Annotated in this window: 20 protein-coding genes; 7 read left to right on the top strand and 13 right to left on the bottom strand. The window is 69.8% G+C overall.

The genetic code is table 11. The features are described from left to right. Positions 1-191 precede the first annotated feature (191 nt). Positions 192-1,715, bottom strand: a complete 1,524-nt coding sequence (locus ACH49X_RS22105) for an acyl-CoA synthetase (RefSeq protein ID WP_357206226.1) — start codon at positions 1,713-1,715, stop codon at positions 192-194. Between the two features lie 589 nt (positions 1,716-2,304). Here ACH49X_RS22105 and ACH49X_RS22100 point away from each other — a divergent pair. Beyond that, the gene (locus tag ACH49X_RS22100) at positions 2,305-3,003 is read left to right on the top strand and encodes an oxygenase MpaB family protein (protein ID WP_397070674.1); all 699 of its coding nucleotides are present in this window, start codon (positions 2,305-2,307) and stop codon (positions 3,001-3,003) included. Positions 3,004-3,126: 123 nt separating this feature from the next. Then, positions 3,127-4,356: an erythromycin esterase family protein gene (locus ACH49X_RS22095; protein ID WP_195081060.1), complete on the top strand. Its 1,230-nt coding sequence runs from the start codon at positions 3,127-3,129 to the stop codon at positions 4,354-4,356. Positions 4,357-4,443: 87 nt separating this feature from the next. On the opposite strand, the gene ACH49X_RS22090 is transcribed toward ACH49X_RS22095, so the two are convergent. The 3 genes from ACH49X_RS22090 to ACH49X_RS22080 all read right to left on the bottom strand — a co-directional run bounded on the left by ACH49X_RS22090 (position 4,444) and on the right by ACH49X_RS22080 (position 7,126). Then, a complete protein-coding gene (locus ACH49X_RS22090) occupies positions 4,444-4,635 on the bottom strand; it encodes a DUF3072 domain-containing protein (RefSeq protein WP_195081061.1) in 192 nt (63 codons plus the stop codon). A gap of 93 nt (positions 4,636-4,728) precedes the next feature. Beyond that, positions 4,729-6,036 carry a uracil-xanthine permease family protein gene (locus ACH49X_RS22085; RefSeq protein WP_397070671.1) on the bottom strand — a complete coding sequence of 436 codons (1,308 nt, stop codon included), beginning with the start codon at positions 6,034-6,036 and terminating at the stop codon, positions 4,729-4,731. Positions 6,037-6,271: 235 nt separating this feature from the next. Continuing rightward, positions 6,272-7,126 carry a fumarylacetoacetate hydrolase family protein gene (locus tag ACH49X_RS22080; RefSeq protein WP_195081062.1) on the bottom strand — a complete coding sequence of 285 codons (855 nt, stop codon included), beginning with the start codon at positions 7,124-7,126 and terminating at the stop codon, positions 6,272-6,274. Positions 7,127-7,202: 76 nt separating this feature from the next. On the opposite strand from ACH49X_RS22080, the gene ACH49X_RS22075 reads away from it, so the two are divergent. The 4 genes from ACH49X_RS22075 to ACH49X_RS22060 are packed head-to-tail and all read left to right on the top strand — an operon-like array spanning position 7,203 to position 10,346. After that, positions 7,203-7,943 (top strand): FadR/GntR family transcriptional regulator, encoded by a 741-nt coding sequence (locus tag ACH49X_RS22075; RefSeq protein ID WP_195081403.1) that lies wholly within the window; start codon positions 7,203-7,205, stop codon positions 7,941-7,943. A 12-nt stretch (positions 7,944-7,955) separates the two neighbouring features. Then, entirely contained in the window at positions 7,956-9,200 is a 1,245-nt protein-coding gene (locus ACH49X_RS22070) for a DUF3500 domain-containing protein (RefSeq protein ID WP_195081063.1), read from the top strand. Then, on the top strand, positions 9,197-9,604 hold the full coding sequence (locus ACH49X_RS22065; protein WP_357206224.1) for a hypothetical protein: 408 nt from the start codon (positions 9,197-9,199) through the stop codon (positions 9,602-9,604). The genes ACH49X_RS22070 and ACH49X_RS22065 overlap by 4 nt, the downstream gene beginning before the upstream one ends. 4 nt (positions 9,605-9,608) lie before the next feature. Then, on the top strand, positions 9,609-10,346 hold the full coding sequence (locus tag ACH49X_RS22060; RefSeq protein ID WP_357104762.1) for an IclR family transcriptional regulator: 738 nt from the start codon (positions 9,609-9,611) through the stop codon (positions 10,344-10,346). 89 nt (positions 10,347-10,435) lie between these two features. On the opposite strand, the gene ACH49X_RS22055 is transcribed toward ACH49X_RS22060, so the two are convergent. Beyond that, complete coding sequence (locus ACH49X_RS22055) at positions 10,436-11,656, bottom strand: MFS transporter (RefSeq protein WP_357104765.1); 1,221 nt, start codon at positions 11,654-11,656, stop codon at positions 10,436-10,438. A gap of 331 nt (positions 11,657-11,987) precedes the next feature. Here ACH49X_RS22055 and ACH49X_RS22050 point away from each other — a divergent pair, with 331 nt between their 5' ends. Further along, complete coding sequence (locus ACH49X_RS22050) at positions 11,988-13,577, top strand: bifunctional 3-(3-hydroxy-phenyl)propionate/3-hydroxycinnamic acid hydroxylase (RefSeq protein WP_357206222.1); 1,590 nt, start codon at positions 11,988-11,990, stop codon at positions 13,575-13,577. A 159-nt stretch (positions 13,578-13,736) separates the two neighbouring features. Here ACH49X_RS22050 and ACH49X_RS22045 read toward each other — a convergent pair whose 3' ends face one another. From ACH49X_RS22045 to ACH49X_RS22010, 8 genes are read right to left on the bottom strand one after another with little or no spacing between them, the layout of a single operon-like run. Further along, positions 13,737-15,059 carry a UDP-glucose/GDP-mannose dehydrogenase family protein gene (locus tag ACH49X_RS22045; RefSeq protein WP_195081067.1) on the bottom strand — a complete coding sequence of 441 codons (1,323 nt, stop codon included), beginning with the start codon at positions 15,057-15,059 and terminating at the stop codon, positions 13,737-13,739. Continuing rightward, on the bottom strand, positions 15,052-16,002 hold the full coding sequence (locus ACH49X_RS22040; protein ID WP_195081068.1) for a glycosyltransferase family 9 protein: 951 nt from the start codon (positions 16,000-16,002) through the stop codon (positions 15,052-15,054). The genes ACH49X_RS22045 and ACH49X_RS22040 overlap by 8 nt, the downstream gene beginning before the upstream one ends. After that, positions 15,993-16,682 carry an SDR family oxidoreductase gene (locus tag ACH49X_RS22035; RefSeq protein WP_195081069.1) on the bottom strand — a complete coding sequence of 230 codons (690 nt, stop codon included), beginning with the start codon at positions 16,680-16,682 and terminating at the stop codon, positions 15,993-15,995. Before ACH49X_RS22035 ends, ACH49X_RS22040 begins: the two co-directional genes overlap by 10 nt. Before the next feature lie 8 nt (positions 16,683-16,690). Continuing rightward, positions 16,691-18,088 (bottom strand): D-glycero-beta-D-manno-heptose 1-phosphate adenylyltransferase, encoded by a 1,398-nt coding sequence (rfaE2, locus tag ACH49X_RS22030; protein ID WP_357206220.1) that lies wholly within the window; start codon positions 18,086-18,088, stop codon positions 16,691-16,693. Further along, positions 18,085-18,648 (bottom strand): SIS domain-containing protein, encoded by a 564-nt coding sequence (locus ACH49X_RS22025; RefSeq protein WP_195081071.1) that lies wholly within the window; start codon positions 18,646-18,648, stop codon positions 18,085-18,087. The genes rfaE2 and ACH49X_RS22025 overlap by 4 nt, the downstream gene beginning before the upstream one ends. Then, on the bottom strand, positions 18,645-19,688 hold the full coding sequence (locus ACH49X_RS22020; protein ID WP_195081072.1) for a glycosyltransferase family 9 protein: 1,044 nt from the start codon (positions 19,686-19,688) through the stop codon (positions 18,645-18,647). Before ACH49X_RS22020 ends, ACH49X_RS22025 begins: the two co-directional genes overlap by 4 nt. Beyond that, positions 19,685-21,184 (bottom strand): HAD-IIIA family hydrolase, encoded by a 1,500-nt coding sequence (locus ACH49X_RS22015; protein WP_357104782.1) that lies wholly within the window; start codon positions 21,182-21,184, stop codon positions 19,685-19,687. The genes ACH49X_RS22020 and ACH49X_RS22015 overlap by 4 nt, the downstream gene beginning before the upstream one ends. Beyond that, positions 21,181-22,803 carry a carbamoyltransferase gene (locus tag ACH49X_RS22010; RefSeq protein ID WP_195081074.1) on the bottom strand — a complete coding sequence of 541 codons (1,623 nt, stop codon included), beginning with the start codon at positions 22,801-22,803 and terminating at the stop codon, positions 21,181-21,183. The genes ACH49X_RS22015 and ACH49X_RS22010 overlap by 4 nt, the downstream gene beginning before the upstream one ends. Positions 22,804-22,856: the final 53 nt, after the last annotated feature.

Here is a 22,856-nt window from a genome sequence, read left to right as displayed (position 1 = left end):
AGATCATGCACACGTTGCCGCATGCCGCGCAGGTCGCGATCCGGGAATCACTTGCCGACAACGACGATACGCAGGTGATGGCCTACAACAGCGGCAACATGACGACGCTGGGGGATGGCGCGGCACGGTAGCGGGAGCGAACGTGCTGCCGGACCGCGTCCGCCGTCCGGCAGCGCAACAGCGAACTCCGGTCAGATGTCGGCTTCCTCCAGCTTGCGGCGCATCAGCTTGCCGGTGGCGTTGCGCGGCAATTCGTCGACGAACACCACGTCGCGAGGCACCTTGTGGCGGGCCAGGTTCGCTTTGACGTAGTCCTTGATCTCCTGCGGGTCGCGCGTGGCGTTTTCGGCGGGCACGACGAACGCGCGCAACCGTTTACCGAAGTCGCGATCCTCCACGCCGACGACCGCGGCTTCGAGGACGTCGGGACGGTCGGCCAAGAGGTTCTCCACCTCCAGCGGGTAGACGTTCTCGCCACCGGAGACGATCATGTCGTCGTCACGGCCGTCGATGAACAACCGGCCGTCGGCGTCGAAGTGGCCGACGTCGCCGCTGGACAGCAATCCGTCGACCATTTCCTTGTTGCGTCCGTCGGTGTAGCCGGAGAAGCTGAGCCCGCTGGAGACGAAGATCGTGCCCACCTCGCCGGGCGTGGTAATCCTGTTGCGCTGCGCGTCGTAGATCGCGACCCGGCAGCCGACCGGGGGTCTGCCGACGGTGCCCGGCGCCACGCGCATGTCGTGCGGGGTGGCCACGGCGGCGACCGCGACCTCGGTCGAGGCGTAGAGGTTGTACAGCACATCACCGAAGGCGGCGGCCGTGCGCCGGCTCAGGTCCGGCGAGACAGGCGCTCCCGCGGTGAAGATCACCCGCAGTGCGCTCGTGTCGAACTGCTCGAGGACGGCGGGTCCGAGGTCGAGGATGCGCTGCAGCATGGTCGGTACCACCACCAAGGTGGCGGCGCGGTGCTCGGCGACGTTGGCCAGCGTCCGGCGCGGATCGAATCTGCGCTGCTGGAAGACGATCTTGTTGCCCAATGCCCAGCCGAGAGTGAACTGCGACAGGCCGGTGCCGTGGAAGATGGGGGCCGCCATCACGACCGTGTCGTCGCGGGGAAACGGCACTCGGTGCAGGAACTGCGCGGACTGCAACGGCGAGACCTTCTCGCGCGGGGCGCCTTTGGGAGTGCCGGTTGTTCCGCTGGTCAGAATGACGATGCCGCCGGGGCGTTGCGGTGGCGGCAGCGGCGCGGACGAGTTGGCGGCGATGAGCGAGTCGATCGTCGGTGTGCCCGGCTCGACGGCGTCGCTCTCGTCCACCCAGCTCAGAATGCGCGGCACCCGTCCAGGCACCGCGCCGAGCAGTTCGAGGAATTCGCTGTCGAGCAGGATCGCGCCGACGTTCTCTCTGGCGGCGACCTCGGCGAGCTGCGGCTTGGCGAAGCCGGTGTTCATCAGGACCACGCGGGCGCCCAGTTTCCCGGCGGCCAGCAGGGTCAGGACCATTCCACGGTGGTCGCGGCAGAGTGCGGCGAGCACTGTGCCGGAGCCGATTCCGGCGGCGGCGAGCCCGCGGGTGAGCGCGTTGGACTGCTCGTCGAGCTGATCGAACGTGAGTGTTCCGCGTTCGTCGACGATCGCGGGTGCTGCCCCGTGGGTGCGGGTGGCATGAGCCAGCGTGGTGACGAACGGGCCGTACACGGAGGCTTCACGCATCACGCGAATCGTCTCCGCCGGCCGCGCCGGATCGACCACCCCGCGCCTGGCCGGCACGGCGGCCGCCGAGACCAGGTCGGCCACCGACCGCAGCGCCACGAGGGGGGGAGCGCAACGTCATGGTCATCCAACACCTCCAGTGAGCCGATCGGCGATCGAACCCAGCCGCCGAGCCGCCCCGTCGATGCGGCTCTCCGGCGATGAAGCCTACCTCGAGAGAAGAATCATCATTCACATAAATGCCGATTCGACCCGCTGGAGCGAGGGGGTGGGCGATTGCCGCCGCGGAGGCTTGATGAGAGGATAAAGTGAATTCTCTATCAACATATCGTTGGAGCTGGGCATGTCCGAATCCGAACCGGCAGCGCGGCTGTCGAGCACTCCTGCGTGGCCGCGCGACTCCGACCTGCTCGGCCGCGGCGATGCTCGGCACCTGTCCGCAGGGCATCTGCGGGCGGCGTGCGCCCCGGAAGCCGATATGCAGACCGCCTCCAGTCGTGTGAACCGCGCGGTCTCGGTCGGCGGTCCCGGATCGTTGCTGCGGAAGTACCTCGGCGACCGGCGATTCGCGCTGGCGCTTCCCCGGGCGGTGGCCCTGCAGATACTGCATCCCGCGATCGCGGCGGCGCTCACCGAGCATGTGACCTACCGGCTGTGGTTGCACAAGCGCCGCACCGTCAACGCGATGGTGCAGATCGCCTATTCCGACCGGGATCTGCGCTCACTGATCCACGCGGGGCACGCCCACGTGCAGGGTGGTGACGATTCGGGCGCCCGCTATCACGCGCTTCGGCCGGACGTGTTCTTCTTCCAGCATGCGACGTATGTCGACACGCTCTTCTTCGCGATCAACACATTCATTCGCCCGCTGACGCCGGAAGAGAGCGACGGGCTCTATCGCGAATGCGTCGAATGGTATGGCCGGTACGGCATTTCGGCCCGGTACATGCCGCGCACACTGCCGCAGTTCCGTGACTACCTCGAGGATGCCTGTGCGACCACGCTGCGCACGAGTCCGGCCGCGGCGCAGCTTGCGCCGCAGGTGCTGCGGCCGGACGCGTGGATACCACGGGCGCTGCCGGACTCGGTGGTGCGCGCTATCCAACACCCGCGAGCGCGGGATCTCCTCGGTGTGCCGCCTCGTCGCGGTGACCGGTCCGCGTTGCGCCTGTACGCGCTGGCGTCGAGAGCTGCGGGGTCCGTCGCGCCACGTCGCGTGAAGTACCTCCACCCTGCTCGCACGGCTGGCATCGGCGCGTCATGGGGAGTGGGCCAGGGGGGCGATTGACACCGGGCTCTGCCGAAAATACCTTTGTGATCAAATATAAATATGTTTGAGTGCAAAGATACTTTCCGTTGTTCTCCGTGGCCCGCGCGGGGTTCGGCGAATCAGTTCTCTCAGGAGCAGATCATGTCGGATGAGACGCACGACGCCGCGCATGTGGCGCGCTGGATCCGCGACTTCGCGCACCCGCTTGTGCAGGTCGAGGCCGATGGATCACTCGCCGACCTCGCGGCGTTGGCCGACCGGGCCGACGGCGCTGTAGTCGTCGGAGTCGGCACAACCACCCGAGCGGGGCACGAACTCTCCGTAACCGCACACCGCATCCTGCGATTGTTCGTGGAAAAGCTGGGGTTCCGGGCGCTCGCCTTGCTCGATGACGAATCGGTGGTGGCGGCCATGGACGCATACGCGCGCACGGGCGCCGGGGACGCGCGGGCGATCCTGGGTCAGGCGTGGGTGCCGTGGCGTACGGCTGAGACGCTCGCGGTTCTGCGGTGGGCGCGGGAATTCAACGCGGCGCATCCGCACGACCCGGTGCGCCTGGTCGGCCTGGCTGCCGAGACCGCCAAACCGTCGCACTACGAGCGGGTGACTCGCTTCGTGGAACGTGCCGCACCGCAACGGCTCGCGGAGCTGAGATCGCATTACGATCCGATCGTGACGGCCCATCGGCTGGGCGAGCACATCCAGCGCGCGAACGGCACCCACCCGGGGCGCCCGTTCGCCGACCATGCCGAAGACGCGTTGGCGCTGGTCGCGTCGCTGCCCGCTGCCGCCGACGCGCCCGAAGTCCTGGACGCGGCTCGCCTCATCGTGCGATACCACGACAACAGCACCGCCTCGGGCCGGCGTGACTTCGCCGCCGAATCGCTCGATGCCGCTCGCCGCATCGTGGACTGGCACGATCGCACGGGGCACCGGATCGTGTACTGGGAAGGCGTGTCCAACACCGCCGTCGCGCGAGAACTCACCGTCGCCGCTATGTCACAACGGTTTCCGAGTACGGGCTCGGTGCTGCGTGACCACTTCGGAAGCGGATATCTCTCGGTCGCGCTCACCTTCCATCATGGCAATGTCCGTGCCGACCTGGCCGTGCCCGCCCCGGCGGCGGGCTTCGCCGACGCCGTGCTCGATCAGCCCGAACTCGGCGACTACCTGCTCGATCTCCGGACCGCACCCGCGGGCGCGGTCCGGAGCTGGCTGCATCGGCCCGCCAGGCTCCGCCTCGTCATCGGCACCTACCGTCCCGAGCGCGACACCGACCACCACATCGCCGGCGCGGGCCTGGGTGACTGGTTCGACGTGCTCCTGCACATCCGGACCATCACCCCCACCCGCTCGCTTGCCGGACCGTGACCCGCCTACGTTGCGGGGCGTCGACGGAGTGCGCGCCCGGCCGGCGCACAGCGCCTCCCGCCGGTTCGGCGGGAGGGCCGCAGGCGGTCAGGAGCCGCGGCCGGTGCGTCGCTGGAGTTCATCGATCAGCTGTGACGCCTCCGCCTTGGTCAGTCCCTCCGGCACCTGCGCACCCGCTTCCTGGGCCAGGGTGTGTAGGTAGGAGTCCTGCGGGCCGGTCATCGGCTCGTCGCCGGTGGTCCACTCGTCCGGATCCTTCTCCGGCTTCGGCTGCACCATCGTCGCTCCTCACACTCGACAGAACAGATGTTCGACTCCCGCCTACCCGGATCGTGGAGCGTCAATCAGCGGTGCGGAGAATCCGGCCGCCCGTCACCGGACCGTCGGTTCCTCCGGCCTCGCCACGGCGTCGGGCGCGGCCGTCCCGCGCCATCCCCCGATCAGCCGCATCGCGTGGTAGATCAGCAGCGCGGCGACGGCGCCGAGGGTGATCCCGCCGAAGTCGAGATCTCCCATCACCCATGTGAAGTCGGCGATGCCGATGACCAGCGGGACGGCCGCGGTGAACTGGTTGATCGGCTTGCCGAAGTCCACCCGATTGCTCACCCAGATGTGCACGCCGAGAATTCCGACCAGGCCGTAGAGCGCGGTCGTCACGCCACCCAGCACCCCGGCCGGGATGGCGGCGATCACCGCTCCCACCTTCGGCGACAGGCTCAACGCGACGGCCGCGGCCCCCGCGACCCAGTACGCCGCGGTGGAGTACACCTTGGTCGCGGCCATCACGCCGATGTTCTCCGCATACGTAGTGGTCGCCGAGCCGCCGCCGCTACCGGCGAGCACCGTGGCCAGACCGTCGGCCGCCAGCGCGCGGCCCATGCGCCGGTCGTAGTCGATGCCGGTCATCGTGGTGATCGACTTGACGTGCCCGATGTTCTCGACCACCAGCACCAGGACCACCGGCAGGAACATCGGGATCACCGCGAGATGGAAGCTCGGGGCGTGGAAGTCGGGCAATCCCACCCAGGCCGCCCGCCCGATCGCCGCGGTGTCGACCTCGCCGCGCGCGAGCGCGAGCAGATAGCCGAGCACGACACTGGTGACGATCGCCAACCGGCCGAGCAGCCCGCGCAAGAGCACCAGACACAGAATCATCGAGACGAGCACGACCGTCGCGGTGATCGCGTCCTGCTCGAAATTCGTCTTGGCGGTCGGCGCCAGATTGAGGCCGATCAGTGCGACGATGGCGCCGGTGACCACCGGGGGCATCAGCGCTTCGATCCAACGCGCGCCGGCGAAGTGCACCACCACGCCGATGACGATCAGCAGGGCGCCCACCACGACGATCCCGCCGAGGGCGGCGCCCATTCCGCCGGACGCGCCGGCCGCGAGGACCGGAGCGATGATCGCGAAGCTGGAACCCAGATAGCTCGGCAGCCGGTTACGGGTGATCACGAGGAACAACAGGGTGCCGACCCCGGAGAACAGCAGCGTCGTCGACGGCGGGAACCCGGTGAGCACCGGAACGAGGAAGGTGGCGCCGAACATCGCCACCACGTGCTGCACTCCGATCCCGATCGTGCGGGGCCAGGTCAATCGCTCGTCGGGCGCGATCACAGCGCCGGTGGCGACCGGAGTCCACCGGAACATCGATCCCGTCCGCGATTCGGGGGTCGTCATGGGAGCAGTCTGCGGCATCGGGGGTCGGCCAGTTGTGTGGGCCGCGGTCGTCGCGGTCCTGGTTTCGCCGCCGGAGCCGAACGAGTCGACGCCCGCGGCGTGTTCCGCCGCGGGCACCGCGCCGCCCGGCAGTCGGCGCGGTGCCGGGACGCTCACCGTTCCCCGCGGAACATGGGTGACGGAGAGATCCGCCGTCGGCGGCGATACGTGCCGGACGACGGAAGCCGGTCGATCGTCACCGGTCGGCCGTACGGCCCTCGTTGCCGACGATGGTGTTGCGCAAGATGCCGAGCCGTTCGACCTCCACCTCGACCGTGTCGCCGGGCTGCAACAGCCAGGCGGGGGTGCGGGCGTAGCCGACGCCCGACGGCGTTCCGGTAGCCAGCAGATCGCCCGGTCGCAGGGTGAAGGTGCGGGAAATATGGGCGAGTGTGTCCCCGACGGTGTAGACCATCTCGTCGGTATGGGCGTCCTGGACGGTTTCGCCGTTCACCCGGGTGGTGATGTGCAAGCCGTCGCGCAGATCGCCCACTTCGGCGGCGGGGACGAGGGGGCCGAGCGGGCCGGATCGGTCGGCGTTCTTGCCCAGGATCCACTGCGAGGTGAGTTTCTGCGCACGGCGCGCGGTGACATCGTTGAACGTGGAGTAGCCGACGACCGCGGCGAGGGCCTGCTCGGGTGTGGCGTCGGCCAGCCGACTGCCGACCCAGGCCATCACCTCGCCTTCCCAGTCGAGACCGGCCTCGTCGGCGGGCACGGGAATCTCGTCGCCGTCGACGGTCAGTGACGCGGGCCAGCGGGCGAACAGCGTCGGGTACTCGGGGAGGGGCTCGGCGCGGAAACTGCCCTCGGCGACGTGTTTCAGGTAGTTGAGGCCGATGCAGACGACGCGCGCGTCGGGCAGAACCGGCGGCACCAGGGTCACCTGATCACGCGCGATGACTTCGGTGCCGCCGCGTGCCATGAAGCCCGCGGCATCCGCCCAGAACTCGGTCAGACCGGCGACCACCGTGACGAACTCGCCGTCGGCGGACAGGTCGGCCACCTCGATGTTGCTGGTGCCCTGGCGTTTGATCCCGACGAGTCTCATGTCCACTTGCTCCTGTATGCCGCAAAAACAACTAAACCCTTTTAAACCTTCGTAGGTTTATGGTTCTATGGTGACTATGCCCGAACGGTCACCGCGGAAGCAAGGGGTGCACGCCGCCCCGTCGAAAGTCTTCGAGTCGCGTGCCGGAGCGTTCGCCCAGCGCACGCGCGCCGAGCAGCTGGCCGCCGCGTTGGACGAGCGCATCCGCAGCGGCGGACTGGCGCCGGGGGAGCCGATCGGCACGCTGGAATCGCTGCGTGCCGAAACCGGCTTCGCGTACTCGACGGTCAGCGAGGCGGTCCGGTTGCTGCGGGATCGCGGGGTGCTCGAGATTCGCCCCGGCCGCAACGGTGGCCTGTTCGTCGCCGATATCGGCCCCGTCGTGCGGATGCGCCGCACGCTGCTCGACGTCACCGACGAGCCGTCGGCGATCGCCGACGCCATCGAGCTGCGGGATCACCTCGAGGTGCTGATCGATGTCGCGGCCGCGCGGCATCGCACCGCGCGAGATGTCGCCGAACTGGAAGAGCGTCTCGGCGCGCTGGAGATCGCGCCGACGTGGGACGACTTCGTGCACGCGAACTGGGCCCTGCACGAGCGCATCGCGGCGATCTGTCCGAACGAGATGGCGCGCGCGGTCTACGTCGGCACGCTCGGCCACCTGAACACGACTTCACCGCGCATCGAAGACCGTGATGCCGACTCCTACCGGCGCCAGCGGTACCAGATCCATGTCGATCTGGTCGCCGCCATTGCCTCGGGCGACGAACCCGCCGTGCGCGAGGTCGTCACCCGGCACAACGACACCACCGTGTGAGAGGAACCCGCGATGGCCGGAGAATTCCGCCGCTACCTGTTCGACCACGATCATCCGCGCCTGGCCGACGTGCGCGGCATGGACGCCTACACCTACCGCAAGGCCGCCAGGCAGCAGGGAACCTTCACCGGTGATCTGGTGGCGGGCTGGACGCCGTTGTATCTCAACGAGTTCCGCGGCGTCACCGAGGACGGGAACCTGCGCGCGGACGTCCATCGATTCCAGCCGCCGCGGCCTGGCGAGGAAGCGCCCGTCGCGGCGATGGTGACCGCGGCGCAGGCCCTGCTCGCCGCGCTCGACGACGACGCACGCGAGCGCATCCGCTATCCGGTCGACGCGCCGGAGTGGCAGACCTGGGCGAATCCGGAGTTCATGCAGTTCGACACCGGGTTGCGCCTGGAGTTCCAGCCCGTGGACGTGCAGCAGAAGGCTTTGGCGTTGATGCGTGCGTCGTTGAGCCCGGAAGGCTACGAACTGGCGCACAACATGATGCTGATCAACGGCTTCCTCGGTGAAGTCGTCGGGTTGGAGAGCATCCTCAACGAGTTCAGCTACAACGTGGCCATCTACGGCACCCCGCATCCGGTCCAGCCGTGGGGTTGGCAGATCTTCGGACACCACATGGCGGTGAACTGCCTGGTGGTCGGCGGTCGCATGGTCATCGGCCCTGCCTTCCTCGGCGCCGAGCCGAACGAGATCGATGCGGGCGAGCATGCCGGGGTGGAAGCGTTCAACCCGCGGATCGAGCTCGGTGTGCGGTTGATGGCCGCGCTCTCGCCGGAACAGCGGGCCGCCGCCACGGTCTTCGAGCAGATGGTCGATCCCGCGATGCCGCCCGGCCGGGTCCATCCCGGCGACGAGCGTCACCTCGCCGGCGCCTTCCAGGACAACCGGCAGATCCCGTTCGAGGGCGTGCGCGTCGCCGAATTGTCCTCGCAGGCGCAGGAGCTGGTGTTCGCGATCGTCGAGCAGTTCGTCGGCCTGCTGCCGGAGGGCCCGCGGGCGGCGAGGATGCGCGAGGTCCGCGACTTCCTGTCCGAGACCTGGTTCTGCTGGATCGGCGGTCACCAGCCGGGTGACGTCTTCTACTACCGCATCCAGTCGCCGGTGATCATCGCCGAACTCGACCACCACTGCGGAGTGTTCCTCGACTACGACACCCCGAAGCCTTTCCACGTCCACACCGTCCTGCGTATCCCGCACGGCAACGACTACGGTCGGGCCTACCTACGGCAGTGGCAGCAGGAACACCCGTGACGCGGAACCACCCTGCGGTGGCGGGCGAGGTCGCCCGTCACCACATCGCCGAACTGCTGCACCGTTACGTCGACATCGCCGACCGCAAGGACGTCGAGGCGGCGGTCGAGTTGCTCGGATCGGCGCGCGTGCGGTTCCCTGCGGGCGGCTACGACGCATCGGCGGATGCGCGCGAGTTCTTCACGAACCTGTGGGCGCTCCCATCGGCGCACCGGCATGATGTCACCAACCTGCGGGTGTCGCCGGTCGAGCAGCACCGGTGGCGCGCGCACGCTCACTACACGCGGTGGATCTTCGAGCCGGAACCTGTCTTGCACACCCTGGGTGAGTACACGCTGGTGGTGGACTCCGGAGACTGGACCTTCACCGAACTGACCGTGACCAGGACGTGGACGAGGGGCTGAGGCGATGGCGGACATCGGCCGCGCCACGGTGATCCTCGATGCCATCGCCGAAGGGCGCGGTCCGCTCACCCTGACCGAACTGGCCGGTCGCACCGGCTTGCCCCGGTCGACGGTCCATCGGATCGTGCAGGCCCTCGAACGCGAGTTGTACGTCGTGCGGGTCGCCGATCGTCACGGCTACAGCCTCGGACCGGGTCTGCTCAAATTCGGCATGAACGCGCACCTGCGACTGCTGTCGGGCAATCGGCCCCGGTTGGCGCGGCTGGCCAGGGAGATCAACGAGAACGTCGAGCTCGCCGTGTTCAGCGGCCGCGAGGTCGTCGTGGTCGATCAATTGGCGTCACCGGATCGCCTCCGTGGCGTCACGAAGGTGGGCAAGAGTTTCTCCCTGCACGCGAGCTGTCTCGGCATGGCTCTGCTGGCGCACCTGCCCGACGAGCGGGTCCGCGACCTGCTGTCCGCGCCGCTGACCCGGTTCACGGCGAAGACCGTGACCGACCGTGCGCGCATCATGGAGCGTCTGGAGCAGGTCCGTCGGTCGCATATCGCGATCGATCAGGAAGAGCACGACCTCGGTATCTGCGCGGTCGCGACGGGCTTCCTCGGCCCGACCGGTGCGCTGCAAGCGGTTTCCGTCGTCATGCCCACAGCTCGCTTCACCGAGAAACGGGACCTTGCGATCGAGGCTCTCGGCCGGGTCAATCCCGCGGTGGTCGCGTCCGGGACGACGCCGTGGCGCTGATCCTTCCTCTCGTCGCCGCGACTGCGAACGCCCGGAACCGGCGATCGGGGGCACTCCCGGATCGCCGGCTCTGAATCTCACGGACCAACTCAGGCCGTTGCCGCCGACACCGTCGGCACCGCCAGCGGATCGTCGCCGGCCCGGCCGAATCGCCCGCGTGCGGTGCGGTCCGCGAGGTAGAGGCCCACCACCGCGATCAGGCATACCGCCGCCGACGCGGCGAACAGGGAGAAGACGCCGTGGGCTCCGCCCGCCGCGATCGCGCTGCCGCCGACCACCGGCCCGAGAAACGCGCCGATGAACGACGTGCTGTTGGACCAGCCCAGTGCGGTGGCGCGGACGGGGAGCGGGAAGATGTCCGCGGTAGTGGTGTGGACCAGATTCATCGTCGAGTGGCCGCCGATGCCCATCAACGCCACGCACCCGATCGTGGTCACCGTGGACAGCGGCAAGACCAGGATGCCCACCAGCCCGCTCACCGTGCAGGCGCTGGTGAGGATGCCGATCAGCGCCGCGCCACGGCGGTCGGCGGCCAGCGCCGTGCCGAACGAGCCCGCCACCGCCGCTCCGGTCAGCGTGAACGTGATGAGCAACGCCACCGAGAGGGAGTAACCGAGGTCGACCATGGCTTGGGTCGCCCACACGTTGAGACCCTGCCAGGCCACCATGTTCGCGACCGCGCACCCGGCGATGATCGCGGTGGCCACCGCGCCGCGCCCGGCGAACATGACGCGCAGTTTGCGCCGGGTCGACCAGAGCCGGCCCGCCACTTCCTGCGGGGTGTCGGTCGGGATCGTCATGGCCGCGACGGCGATCATGATGGCCAGCGCGGTGCCGGCCCCGACGAAGAACATCGGGCGCCAGCCGTAGGCGGGCAGGATCGGGATGGCCAGCAGCGCCGCCGCGACGCCGCCGAGCGGGATGCCGGCCATCGTGATCGTGACGACCACCGACGCGTGCTTCGCGGCCGAGCTGTTGCGGGCCGCCGTCATGGCGGTGGTCAGCGACCCGCCGACGCCGAAACCGGTGACGAACCGCGCGAACGCGAGCACGACCACGTTCAGCGCCGATCCGGTCAGGAGCGCGCCCAGGGCGAACAGACCGATCGCGATCAGCAGCACCCGCTTGCGGCCGACCCGATCGGCCACCCAAGGAGCCATCACCGATCCGAGGATCGCTCCGATGTAGACGAGGCCACCGACCAAGCCGGTCGCCTGGTCGGTCAGCCCCAGCGTGGTGTCTTCCAACAGCAGCGGAACCACCGAGCCGTACACGATGAGATTGAAGCCCTCGATCACGGTGATGAACATGCACAGGACGATGACCCAGGGATGCGATCGGGTTTCCGGAGTTGCAGGGGTCCCGGGCGAAGTGGTCAGTTGCATAGCAGTCTCCAGTCTGGCGAGCGGCGCAAACCGGCTCGGCGAGTGACGCACGACATACTGGACGGACGACTGTGACCTGGGTAACCCGCCAGTCCCGGATTCCGGGACACCAACCGCGCCGCCGGGACCCGCCGTCGCGATCCGACGTTCTGTCCCGGAATACGGGACGCAGGCCGTGACCGGCGGCACACCGGCTCGCATCCTTCTAATCACTCGCGCGCAGCAGCCTTTGATCACGAGCCAGAACGGACCTGCCATGAACACCAGTCCCGCCACCCCGCTTCGGACGACCGCCGAAGTGCTGATCGTCGGATTCGGCCCAGTGGGAAAGCTGCTGGCCGTCAAGCTGGGCAGGCAAGGCCACACCGTCGTGGTGGTCGACCGCAACGAGGCGGGTTATCCGCTGCCCCGCGCGGTGACCCACTGCTCGGACGTCGCCCGGATCCTGCAATCCGTCGGTCTCGCTCCCGACACCATCCCGCACATCACCGAGCCCTACGACGACATGTACTGCTGGCGCAACGGCGACGGGCAGACGCTGGTCGAGGTCGACTGGAGCGGACGCGGGGAATCCGGCTGGTACAACACGTATTTCTTCAACCAGCCCGACCTGGAGGACGCCTTCGACCGGATCATCGCGGGCCTGGAGACCGTGCGGGTGCTGCGCGGCTGGGAGGCGATCGCGCTGTCGCAGCGGTCCGACGATGCCACCGTGGTCATTCGTTGCGGCGCGACCGGAGAACAGCGGTCGGTGACGGCGGACTGGGTCATCGGCGCCGACGGCGCCAACAGCAGGATCCGCGGCTGGGCGGGCATGGATTGGCACGACGACGGTTACTTCTTCGACTGGCTGGTCGTGGACGTGAAGCCACGGCCGGGATCGGAGTTCCCGCACGTGGCCAGGCAGAGTTGCGATGTGCGGCGACCCACGACCATGGTGCCCGGTGGTCCTGGACGCAGGCGCTGGGAGTTCATGCGGCTGCCATACGAGACGCCCGCCGAGCTCAACCGCGCCGAGAAGGCGTGGGAACTGCTGGCCCCGTACGGCCTCACGCCGGGCAACGCGGACCTCGAACGGCATTCGGTGTACACATTCCAGTCCTGCTGGGCCACCGAGTGGCGCAAAGGGCGGGTCGTGCTCGCCGGTGACGCCGCGCATCTCATGCCGCCGTTCGCGGGGCAGGGCCTCGGCGCCGGTCTGCGCGACGCCATGAACCTGGCGTGGAAGCTCGACGCGGTCCTGCGAGGCGCGGCCGACGAGAGTCTCATCGACACCTACGGCAGCGAACGCATCCATCACGCTGTGGCGTTCGTGCGATTCTCGACCTCGCTGGGGCAGGTCATCTGCATCACCGATCCGGCGGAGGCGGCGGCCCGCGATGCCCGGATGATCGCGGAATGGGAAGCAAGCCGGAAACCGCCCGCGCCGCCGCGGCCCGGCCTCGGCGACGGCCTGCACGTCGGCGCGACCGGCGGAATGCTCGCGCGCCAAGGGCGGGTCCGCGTCGGCGGCGATGACGTGGTGCTCTTCGACGACGCGCTCGGCGGCCCCGGCGCGGTGATCACCCGTACGGCGGACGCCCTCACGGCGATCCCGGCCGCCGCGCGGGCGTCGCTGCGCGCTCTGGGCGTGAACCTGGTCGCGTTGTCCGGCCCCGCGGGCGCTTGCGCCGTCGTCGACGATGTCGACGGCACCTACCGCGCCTGGTTCGACGAACTCGGCGCGGACACGGTCCTCATCCGCCCCGACTTCCATCTCTACGGGTCGAGCAGCGCCGCGGGCACCGCCGACCTCGTCGACGGGTTCCTGTCCCGGATCGGTTGTCGCGCACGGACTTCCGTGTGATCGTCAGCCGCGGGGATCACTCGTCTCGGTCGCCGGAATCGCGCCTGGCGCCGGCGACGTGCCCTGGTTCGAGGTCGAGGACTCGTCCCGGATCTACGCCCGCCACCTCGGCACGGCGCCGGTCCGACTCGGCCGGTCTCGGTGACTGCCCCAGAGCCGTCAGGTCCGTGCGGCGTCGGACGATTCGGCGGTGCCGTTGCCGAGCAAGGTGAAGCCGGTGCCGCTGAGCAGGTGTTCGTCGAGCAGGTTGCGGGTGTCGACGATCACGGCCCGGTCGACGTCGGTGGCGAGTTTCGCCCAGTCCAGCGAACGGAATTCGGGCCATTCGGTGAGGATCACCAGCGCGCCCGCGTCTTTCGCCACCAGATACGGGTCGTCCACCACGCGGATGCCGTCGAGGCCGGGGGTGCCAGGTGGGACACACGGGTCGTAGGCGGTGACCGTGGCGTCGTGCCGGGACAGTTGCCGCGCGACCGCGACGGCGGGGGAGTCGCGCAGGTCGCCGGTGCCGGCTTTGAACGCCAAGCCGAGCACGCCGATCCGGGTTCCGGCCAGCGAGCCGTCGACCGCGTCGGTGACCGCGCGGCGGATCTTGCGCAGCATCATCGCCTGTTGCCGATCGTTGGCCTGCAGAGCGTCCCTGAGCACGGCGAAGTCCACGCCCCACGCTTCCGCGGCACGCAACAGCGCACGGGTGTCCTTCGGCAGGCACGAGCCGCCCCAGCCGGGGCCCGGCGCGAGGAAGGCGGGGCCGATCCGGTCGTCCATGCCCATCGCGCCGGTGACCTCGGAGATGTCGGCGCCGACCCGTTCGCACAGTTCGGCCAGCGTGTTGACGAACGAGAGCTTGACCGCGAGAAACGCGTTGCTGGCGTACTTGGCCAGCTCGGCGCTGGCCGCGTCGGAGCGCAGCACCGGTGCGCCCGTTCCGGCGTAGAGCGCCGCGACACGGTCGGCCGATTCGCGATTCCGCTCGGTCGTACCGAGCACGATCCGATCCGGGCGCAGGAAGTCCTCGACCGCGTGGCCTTCCCGGAGAAACTCGGGATTGCTGACCACCGCCGTGCCCGCGAGGCCGGACAGGGCGGGAATGCGCGCCGCCGTTCCCACCGGGACGGTGGATTTGGTGACGAGCACGCAGTCCGGCGACAGGACGGTGGCCAGCCGCTTCAGCGCGTCCTCCAGCACACCGAGGTCGGCCGTACCTCCGCTGCCCATGGGCGTGGGAAGACACAGCAGCACCACTTCGCATTCGTGCAGCGCCGCCGGGTCCGAGGTGAAGACGAGTCGATTCTCCTGCAGCCCTTCGCGAACCAGCTCCGGCAAGCCGGGTTCGACGATCGCCACCGACCCCGCGCGCAGCGCCGCGACCTTGGCCTCGTCGTTGTCGACGCAGATCACGTGGTGTCCCAGGTGGGCCAGGCACGCGGCGCTGGTGAGCCCCACGTAACCGGCGCCGACCACACCGACGCGACTACCCATGGCGGACCCGCTGTCCGAGCAACCCGGCCGCGACGGTGAGCACGTGTTCGGGCCGCACCATCAGCAGGCCGGGATCGGGATGATCGGCGTGCGGATCGCCGACGGTTCCGGCCCACAGGGCGATGTGGTGTTCGGCGTCCGCCGGCGGCCCCCACCGCTGCGGCGGCGTCGGCCCGAACAGCACCACCGACGGGGTGCCGAACGCGGTGGCGAGATGCCCGACGCCGGTGTCGCCGCACACGACCAGCGCCGCGTCGGCGACCAGCGCGGCGAGTTCGGTCAGATCGGTGCGCCCGGCGTACACCGCCGTTGGCGCGAGCCCGGCCTTCTCGGCCACCGCGTTCGCCAAGCGCACTTCGTCCCGGCTCCCGGTGACCACGACGCGATGACCTTCGGCGCAGAGCTCACGCGCCACCCGCGCGAAACGTTCGGACGGCCAGCGACGCGCGGGATAGGCCGCGCCGGGATGGATCACGACCGCGTTCGACTCGGGGGAGGGCCGCAGGGGAGCCGGTAGCAGCAGCGCGGTGGGATCGGCGTCGATCCCGCCGTATTCCAGCAGCCGGCACCAGCGCTCCACTTCGTGCACGTCGTCGCGCCAGCCGGGGCCGGGCAGGTCGGGGAAGTCCGGATGGCGATGGGTCAGGAATGCGTCCGGACGCGCCGTCAGCAGATCACGGATGCTCTCCGGCCCTTTGCCGTGCAGATTGACCGCGAATCTCGGTGGGACCCCGAGCCATCGGAGCGCACCGAGCCCGGCGGTCGGCAGGAGTTCGTCGACTGCATCGATCAGGTCGACGATGTCACGCAGCGCTTGCGGCGCGGCGAGGACCACCCGGTCGTCGGGGTAGGCGTTCCTGATCCCGCGTAAGGCGGGCACGACGGTCAGCAGGTCGCCCAGCCCCAGCGCGCGCAGCACCAGGATCGTGCGCCTCAGGGCCACGATCCCTCTTCCGATGCGCACACGACCATCTCCCTGACCTCGCAGCCCGGCGGCTGCCGGAGCGCGAAGATCACCGCCTCGGCGACGTCCTGAGGCTGGTTGAGTTTCGCGTCGGGCGGCGGCTTGTACTGCTCGTCGCGGTCGTCGAAGAACGCCGTGTGCATGCCGCCCGGAATCAGCAGGGTCACCCCCACGCTGCCCGCCGTCTCGGCGGCCAGCGCCCTGGTGAAGCCCACGACGCCGAATTTCGACGCGCAGTAGGCGGTCGCGTGCCCGACCGCCTTGATGCCCAGGGTGGAAGCGCACGTCACCACCGTGCCCTTGGTCTCCCGCAGGGCCGGAAGGGCGGCACGGATGACGGCGGCGGTGCCGAACAGGTTGACCTGGACGACGTATTCCCACTTCTTCGTCGGCACTACGTCCAGCGGCCCGCACGCGTCGGTCCCCGCCGCGGTGAACACGCCGTCGATCCGGCCGCCCGTGCGCTCGATGATCTCGTGCACGGCTTGTTCGGCGGCGACGGTATCGGCGAGATCGGCACGCACGAAATCGACGGGGCTCTGCGGCTCCACCCGGTCGATCACGTAGGGGCGGCCCCCGTGTGCGCGGACGGCGGCGGTGACGGCCGCGCCGAGCCCGGAAGCGCCGCCGGTGATCAGGACATTGCCGAGGGTGCGCATCGTGCTCCTTACGTTCTCGGGTCGCCCGCGCCTGCCCGGCTCGCGGCGACCAGTTGTGTTGTCGAGTAACCGGGAACAGTGGGAATCAGCGCGATCTCGCCGCCGTAACCGCGAACGACCGCGGCCTCGGGCAGATCGACGCCGGAGTAATCGCCGCCCTTGACCCAGACATCGGGGCGAAGGCGGTCCAGCAACGCGCTCGGTGACGGCTCGTCGAAGACGACGACGGCGTCCACCGAAGACAATTCGGCCAGCAGCCGGGCACGGTCGCGCGCCGTGACGATCGGACGGTGCGGCCCTTTCAGGCGCCGCACCGACGCATCGGAATTGAGGCAGACCACCAAGGCGTCACCCATGGCGCGCGCTTGGCGCAGCAAACTCACGTGGCCGGGGTGCAGCAGGTCGAAACAGCCGCCGGTGGCGACCAGCCTGCCGCCGCGCGCCCTGATCCGCGCCGCCACCTCGAACGCCGACTCGTTCGGCTCGGTCGCGCCCGTCGTGGCGACGGCCGCGCTGTCGCACGTGGACAACGTGGCCGCGCCGCCCGCCGCGACGAACTTGGCCGCCGCGTCGACGGCGTGCGACACGGCGTCGGCCACCGTGCAGCCGTCGAACAGCGCGGCGGTCGCGGCCGAGGCGAATCGGTCACCAGCTCCGCACGTGTCGGTGCCGGAATGGCCGGCGAGACGAACTCCGGCAGGGACCGGAACGACGGTGAGCCGCTTCCCGTTGGCCAGGACCGCACCACCCGGACCGGTGGTGACCGCGACGGAATCCGCTGCCCACTCGTCCCGGAGCACCTTCGCCAGCTCGTCGGGCTCGACGTATCCCGGAGCGAACTGCCGCGCCTCCTTCAGGTTCGGCGAGACCAGCTGCGTCCCGGGTGTCGGCGCGGGGCCACGCGGATGCGGATCCCACACCACCGGTACGGACCGGGCAAGTTCGGTCAGCAGGCTCCTGATCCGCGGGTGCGCGGCGACACCTCGGCCGTAGTCCGCGACGAGAATCGCGCCCGCCGCCCGCAGTGTCCTGGTGACCGAAGCGCTCAGCGAGCCGCCGTCGGCGGTGCCGTCGCCGGTGTCCAGTCGCAGCAGCGACTGCCCTGCGGCGCGCACCCGCGTCTTGCGTATCGTCTTGCCGCGCAACGTGATCGGAACGACTCGGACATGCTGCTCGAGGAGTCTGGTGAGGGTGCGGCCGTCGTGGTCGTCGGCGGTCGCCGTGATGAGCGAGACCTCGGCGACCGACTGCGCGGCCAGCGCGGCGGCCAATCCGGCGCCGCCGGGGCGCGTCCACTGGCGTTCCACGTCGACCACGGGCACGGGCGCTTCGGGCGACAACCGCTCGGCGACCCCTTCGATGTCGACGTCCAGCATGCTGTCGCCGATCACGACCAACGGTTTCATGTCGGTACCCCCAGTGCGTCGTCCAGGGCCGAGCACAGGGCGTGCACCAGGACCAGATGCACTTCCTGCACAGTGGCCGTGGTGGGCGCGTCGACGGCAAGGGCGTCGTCGCACAGTGCGGCGAGCGGATTGGGCGCGGGCCCGGTCATGGCCCATGTGGTGACACCGATGTCGTGCGCGGCTTTCGCCGCGGCCACCACGTTCTGGCTGGTGCCGCTGGTGGACAGCAAGATCAGGATGTCGTCGGGTCTGCCGTGCGCGCGGACCTGCCGGGCGAACAGTTCGGTTTCGCCGTAGTCGTTGACGATCGCGGTGCCGGCCGAGGTGTCGGCGTGCAGGGCGATCGCCGAGAACGGACGGCGCTCGTGGCGGAAGCGGCCGACCAGTTCACCGGTCAGGTGCTGGGCTTCGGCGGCGCTGCCGCCGTTGCCGCAGGCGAGCAGTCGCCCGCCGTTGTCGAGCACGACCGCCAGATGCCGTCCCCATCTGCGGATATCGGGTGCGAAGCAGCTGGTGCGGTCCAGCGCCGCATGCAACGCCGCGAAATGCTCCTCGATCACCGCGCACCTCCTGTCCGCGGACGCGCAGCTCTGCCCGCACCCAGTTCTTCGGCTACCGTGACGACCTGCTCGGGGGCGATCGAGTCGAGGCACGGGTGGCCCGCCACCGGGCAGATCCTGGCTCTGCTGCCGCGGCACGGCGCGCGTTGGTCACCGAGCATGGCCACCGGCACGCCGTAGGGCGCCCACCGTTCGGCGGGCACGACCGGCGCGAACAGCGAGACCACGGGGGTCCCGACGGCCGCGGCCAGATGCGCAGGGCCCGTGTTGGGCGCCACCACGACGCTCGCGTCGCGCAGCACCGCGGCCAGCTCGGGCAAGGTGGTCGCTCCGCCGAGATCGAGGCCGTGCCTGCCCGCGACCGCGCCGGTGAGCGGCCGGTCGGAGGGTGCGCCGGTCACGATCACCCGATGACCGGCGCCGGTCAGCGCGGCGACGATGGCCGCCGACCGGGACGATGAGGGCTGCCGCGCAGGCACCGACGCGGCGGGATGCACGACCACGTAACCCGGTTCGCCGGTGAGCCCGCCGACTTTCGGCAACGGCTGCCGGACGGCGAGTTTCCCGTCGTCACCGGGCGGCAGCCGGAAACCGGCCGCTGCGGCCAGCGACAGCGCGCGTTCGGCTTCGGGCGGATCGCCCTCGACGTGATGGCGCAGATCCAGCAACGAACCGGGGTAGTCCTCCGAGATCGCCCCGATCCACGGAACACCGGCCATCCGCAGCAACAGCGCCAGCGGCAGTGGGGACTGGTGGAAAGACGTGAGAATCAACGCAACGTCCACCTCGAGCGCGCGGATCCGCTCGACGAAAGCGTCGATGCCCGCCGGCGTGACCGCGGGCGGCTCCAGATCGATCCACGGCGCGCGCCAGGTCACCACCTGGTCGACACCGGGCAAGAGCTCCGCGGCGGCCCGGCCGCGCGGGCCGGCCAGCAGCGTCACCGAATCGGCGTGCGCCGCCACCGCTCGCACGCACGGCCCCGCCAGCAGCACATCGCCGAAATTGTCCATGCGCGCCACCAGCGCCCGGCCGGTCACGGCACACCCGCCATCGCCAGCCGGACGGCTTCGGTCAGATCCCGCGCCACGGTCGCTTCGCGACGGGCGTGCCGCACCTCGTCGGGAAGGGTTCGCGCCGTCGGCACCAGGATCGCGCGTGCGCCCGCGGACTGCGCGGCGGCGACGTCGGCGCCGGTGTCGCCGATGACCACGCACCTGCCGATGTCGACGCCGAGATCCGCCGCGGCCTGCCGGATCAGGCCCGGCTCGGGTTTGCGGCACCCGCAGCCGTCGCCTTCGCCGTGCACACATACCTGCCACGTCCCGAACGGCCCGAGCACCTCATCGACCCGGGAGTTCACCGCCGCCAGCTGTTCGCGGCTGATCAACCCGCGCGCCACGCCGGACTGGTTGCTCACGACGCCGACCTGGATGCCTGCCGCGCGGACTCTGCGCAGCGCCTCGACGGCTCCGGGCACCGGCCGGACCTCGGTGGGGTCGGCGAGGTAAGGGACGTCGACGATGAGGGTGTCGTCGCGGTCGAACAGCAATGCCAGGGGCGAGGCGTGGGTCGCGTCGCGGTGGCGCAGCTCGCCGCGCAGCCGGTGCCAGCATGCCGCCGGTGGTATCAGCGCGCTGCTCAGTGTCATTCGGCCGATCTCGGCGGCCGTGCGGGGGCCGGGTGCGATGCGGCGCGCGGCGAAGTCACCGGTCAGCGCCAGCCACACCGCCGCGGCCGCGAGAGCAGGGCGTCCGCGGCCCGCGAGGCCCAGCGCCATGGCCCCGGCGCCTGCGGCCGTGGTGAGCGCGTGGCGGCGCAGGAGCCCGGCCTCTTCGCCGATCCGGGCCCGCCATCGAGCGCCGTACTTCCGGCGCAGCAAGGCGTTGTCGGCGTTGCCGCGTTGTGCTCGGACACTGGCCATGGGGCCCGATTCGCGCAGTGGGTGACGAGTGACGCGCCGGCCCTCGGCGATGGCGTAGCCCGCCAGACAGACCCGCAGCGCCAGATCGGCGTCCTCACGGAAGGCGCGCGGGAATCGTTCGTCGAAGCCGCCGACCGCGACCAGCGCTGACCTGCGGTAGGCCATGTCCGCCGTGATCCAGCGCGCCGTGGCCAGCCGTGCGATCCCGCGCTCCGCGTCGGTCGGCCTGCGGTGCTTCGGCAGCGGAACCTCGATGCGGGCCGTGGAAGCCGCCGTGTCGTCGTCGAGACCGTGCAGATCCTCGGCCAAGCGGGCAGGCCAATCCGGCGCGGTGAGCACGTCGTCGTCCAGGAAAGCGATCCAGGTGCCGGACGCGTGCCGCCATCCCGCGTTCCTGGCCGCGGCGGGTCCGCGTCCACCCGAGCGGATGACCTGAACCGATGGCGCCGTCGCGGGCAGCGGGAGGTCCCCCTCGCGGGGCCGGTCGTCCACCACGATGATCTCCCGTGGCTTCGGACCCGACGCGGTGGCCAGCGACGCGAGCAGCACGCGAAGACTTTCCCGGCCCATGGTCGGGATCACGATGCTGTAGTCCACGGTGTGGCCGTTCATGGGCGGCGGACCACGAACGACCCGATGGCGAGCAGATCGATGGGCGCCGAACCGAAGCATTCGAGGGCGTCGCGCGGGGAATCGACCATCGGCCTGCCCGCCGTGTTCAGGCTCGTGTTGATCACCACCGGCAGACCCGTGCGCCGCTCGAACTCCGCCAGCATTCGCGCCAGGACCGGCTTGTCCGCGGGATCGACGGTCTGCACCCGCGCCGTGCCGTCCACATGGGTCACGGCCGGAATCCGCTCCCGCCACCGCGGCGCGACGTCGTGCACGAACAGCATGTACGGGCTGGGCAGCGGTCCGCGGGTAAAGATCTCGGACGCCCGGTCGGCGAGCACCATCGGTGCCAGGGGCCGGAACTGCTCGCGCCCTTTCACGTCGTTGAGGCGTTCGAGATTCTCCGATCGGCCCGGATGCGCCAGCAGTGAACGGTGACCGAGTGCGCGCGGGCCGAATTCGGCCCGGCCCTGGAACCAGGCGACGACCTGATCTTGCGCGAGCGCCTGCGCTACTTCCGCCGCGATGTCGTCGGATTTGGTGTAGCGGACCTCGGCCGTGCGGAGAACGGTTTCCAGTTCCGCGTCCGTCCACTCGCGTCCGAGGTCGGCCCCCGGCATCGGGGTCACGCGCTCCCCGAATTCCGCCGCCAATTGCAGCGCGGCGCCCAGCGCGGTGCCTGCGTCGCCCGCCGCAGGTTGCACCCAGATCCGTTCGTAGGGGCCTTCGGCGTGCAGACGACTGTTGGCCACGCAGTTCAGCGCGATACCACCGGCCAGGGTCAGGGTTCGCTGCCCGGTCTGGCGATGCAGCCAGGAGGTCAACTCCAGCAGTACGTCCTCGAGTCGTCGCTGGACGCTCGCGGCGAGGTCGGCGTGATCGCGACCGAACTCGCCGTCGGTGACCGCGGGCGCGAAGTCCGGCCAGCGCACGGGCTCGGTGCGGAAACCGCCGTCGCCGGTGGCGTACACCAGTTCGCGGAACCGATCGAGGAACCGGGGCGTTCCGTAGGAGGCCAGTGCCATGACCTTGTATTCGTCGCTGGATCTGGTGAATCCCAGATGCGCGGTGAGGTCCTCGTACATCAATCCGAGCGAGTGCGGCAGCTGCTGCGCCGCCAGCTCGACGAACTTGCCGTCTCGGTATTCTCCGGCCAGATAGGACTGGCTCTCCCCGCGTCCGTCGGCCACCAGCACCGCCGAGTCGCCGGAGGGGGCCGCCAGAGCCGCGGACGCGGCATGCGCCAAGTGATGCCGCACGAAACGCACGATCGTGGGATCGAGTCCGGGCAACGCGGCCGCGAGGAAAGCCGGCGCTCGGAACGCGTAGTCCGTTCTGGTCGCCTCGCTTTTGCGATCCAGACCGCCGAGCGAATGGTCGACCAGTCGCGGGTCGTAGGAGTAGCCGACGGCGTCGAGCTGATCGGGACGCAACCCCGCTCGCTCCAGACACCAGGCGGCCGCCTGTTCGGGCAGTTCCCACGCGGAGAACGGAACCGGGCGCTTGCCGTGCTTGCGACGGGTGAACCGCTCTTCCTCGGCGGCCGCGACGATCTCGCCGTCCACGATCAGAGCCGCAGCAGGATCATGAAAAATCGCGTTGATTCCGAGAATGCGCACCGGGCCGCCTTTCTGTTCGAGACTTCGAGACGCGCGGGACCTGTCGGTTCGCC

Origin of the sequence: Nocardia sp. NPDC019323, from assembly GCF_044389845.1 — a bacterium.
Taxonomy (GTDB): Bacteria; Actinomycetota; Actinomycetes; order Mycobacteriales; family Mycobacteriaceae; genus Nocardia; species Nocardia implantans.
The sequence above is the reverse complement of the archived record's forward strand: the minus strand, read 5'-3'. Positions and strand labels throughout refer to the sequence as shown.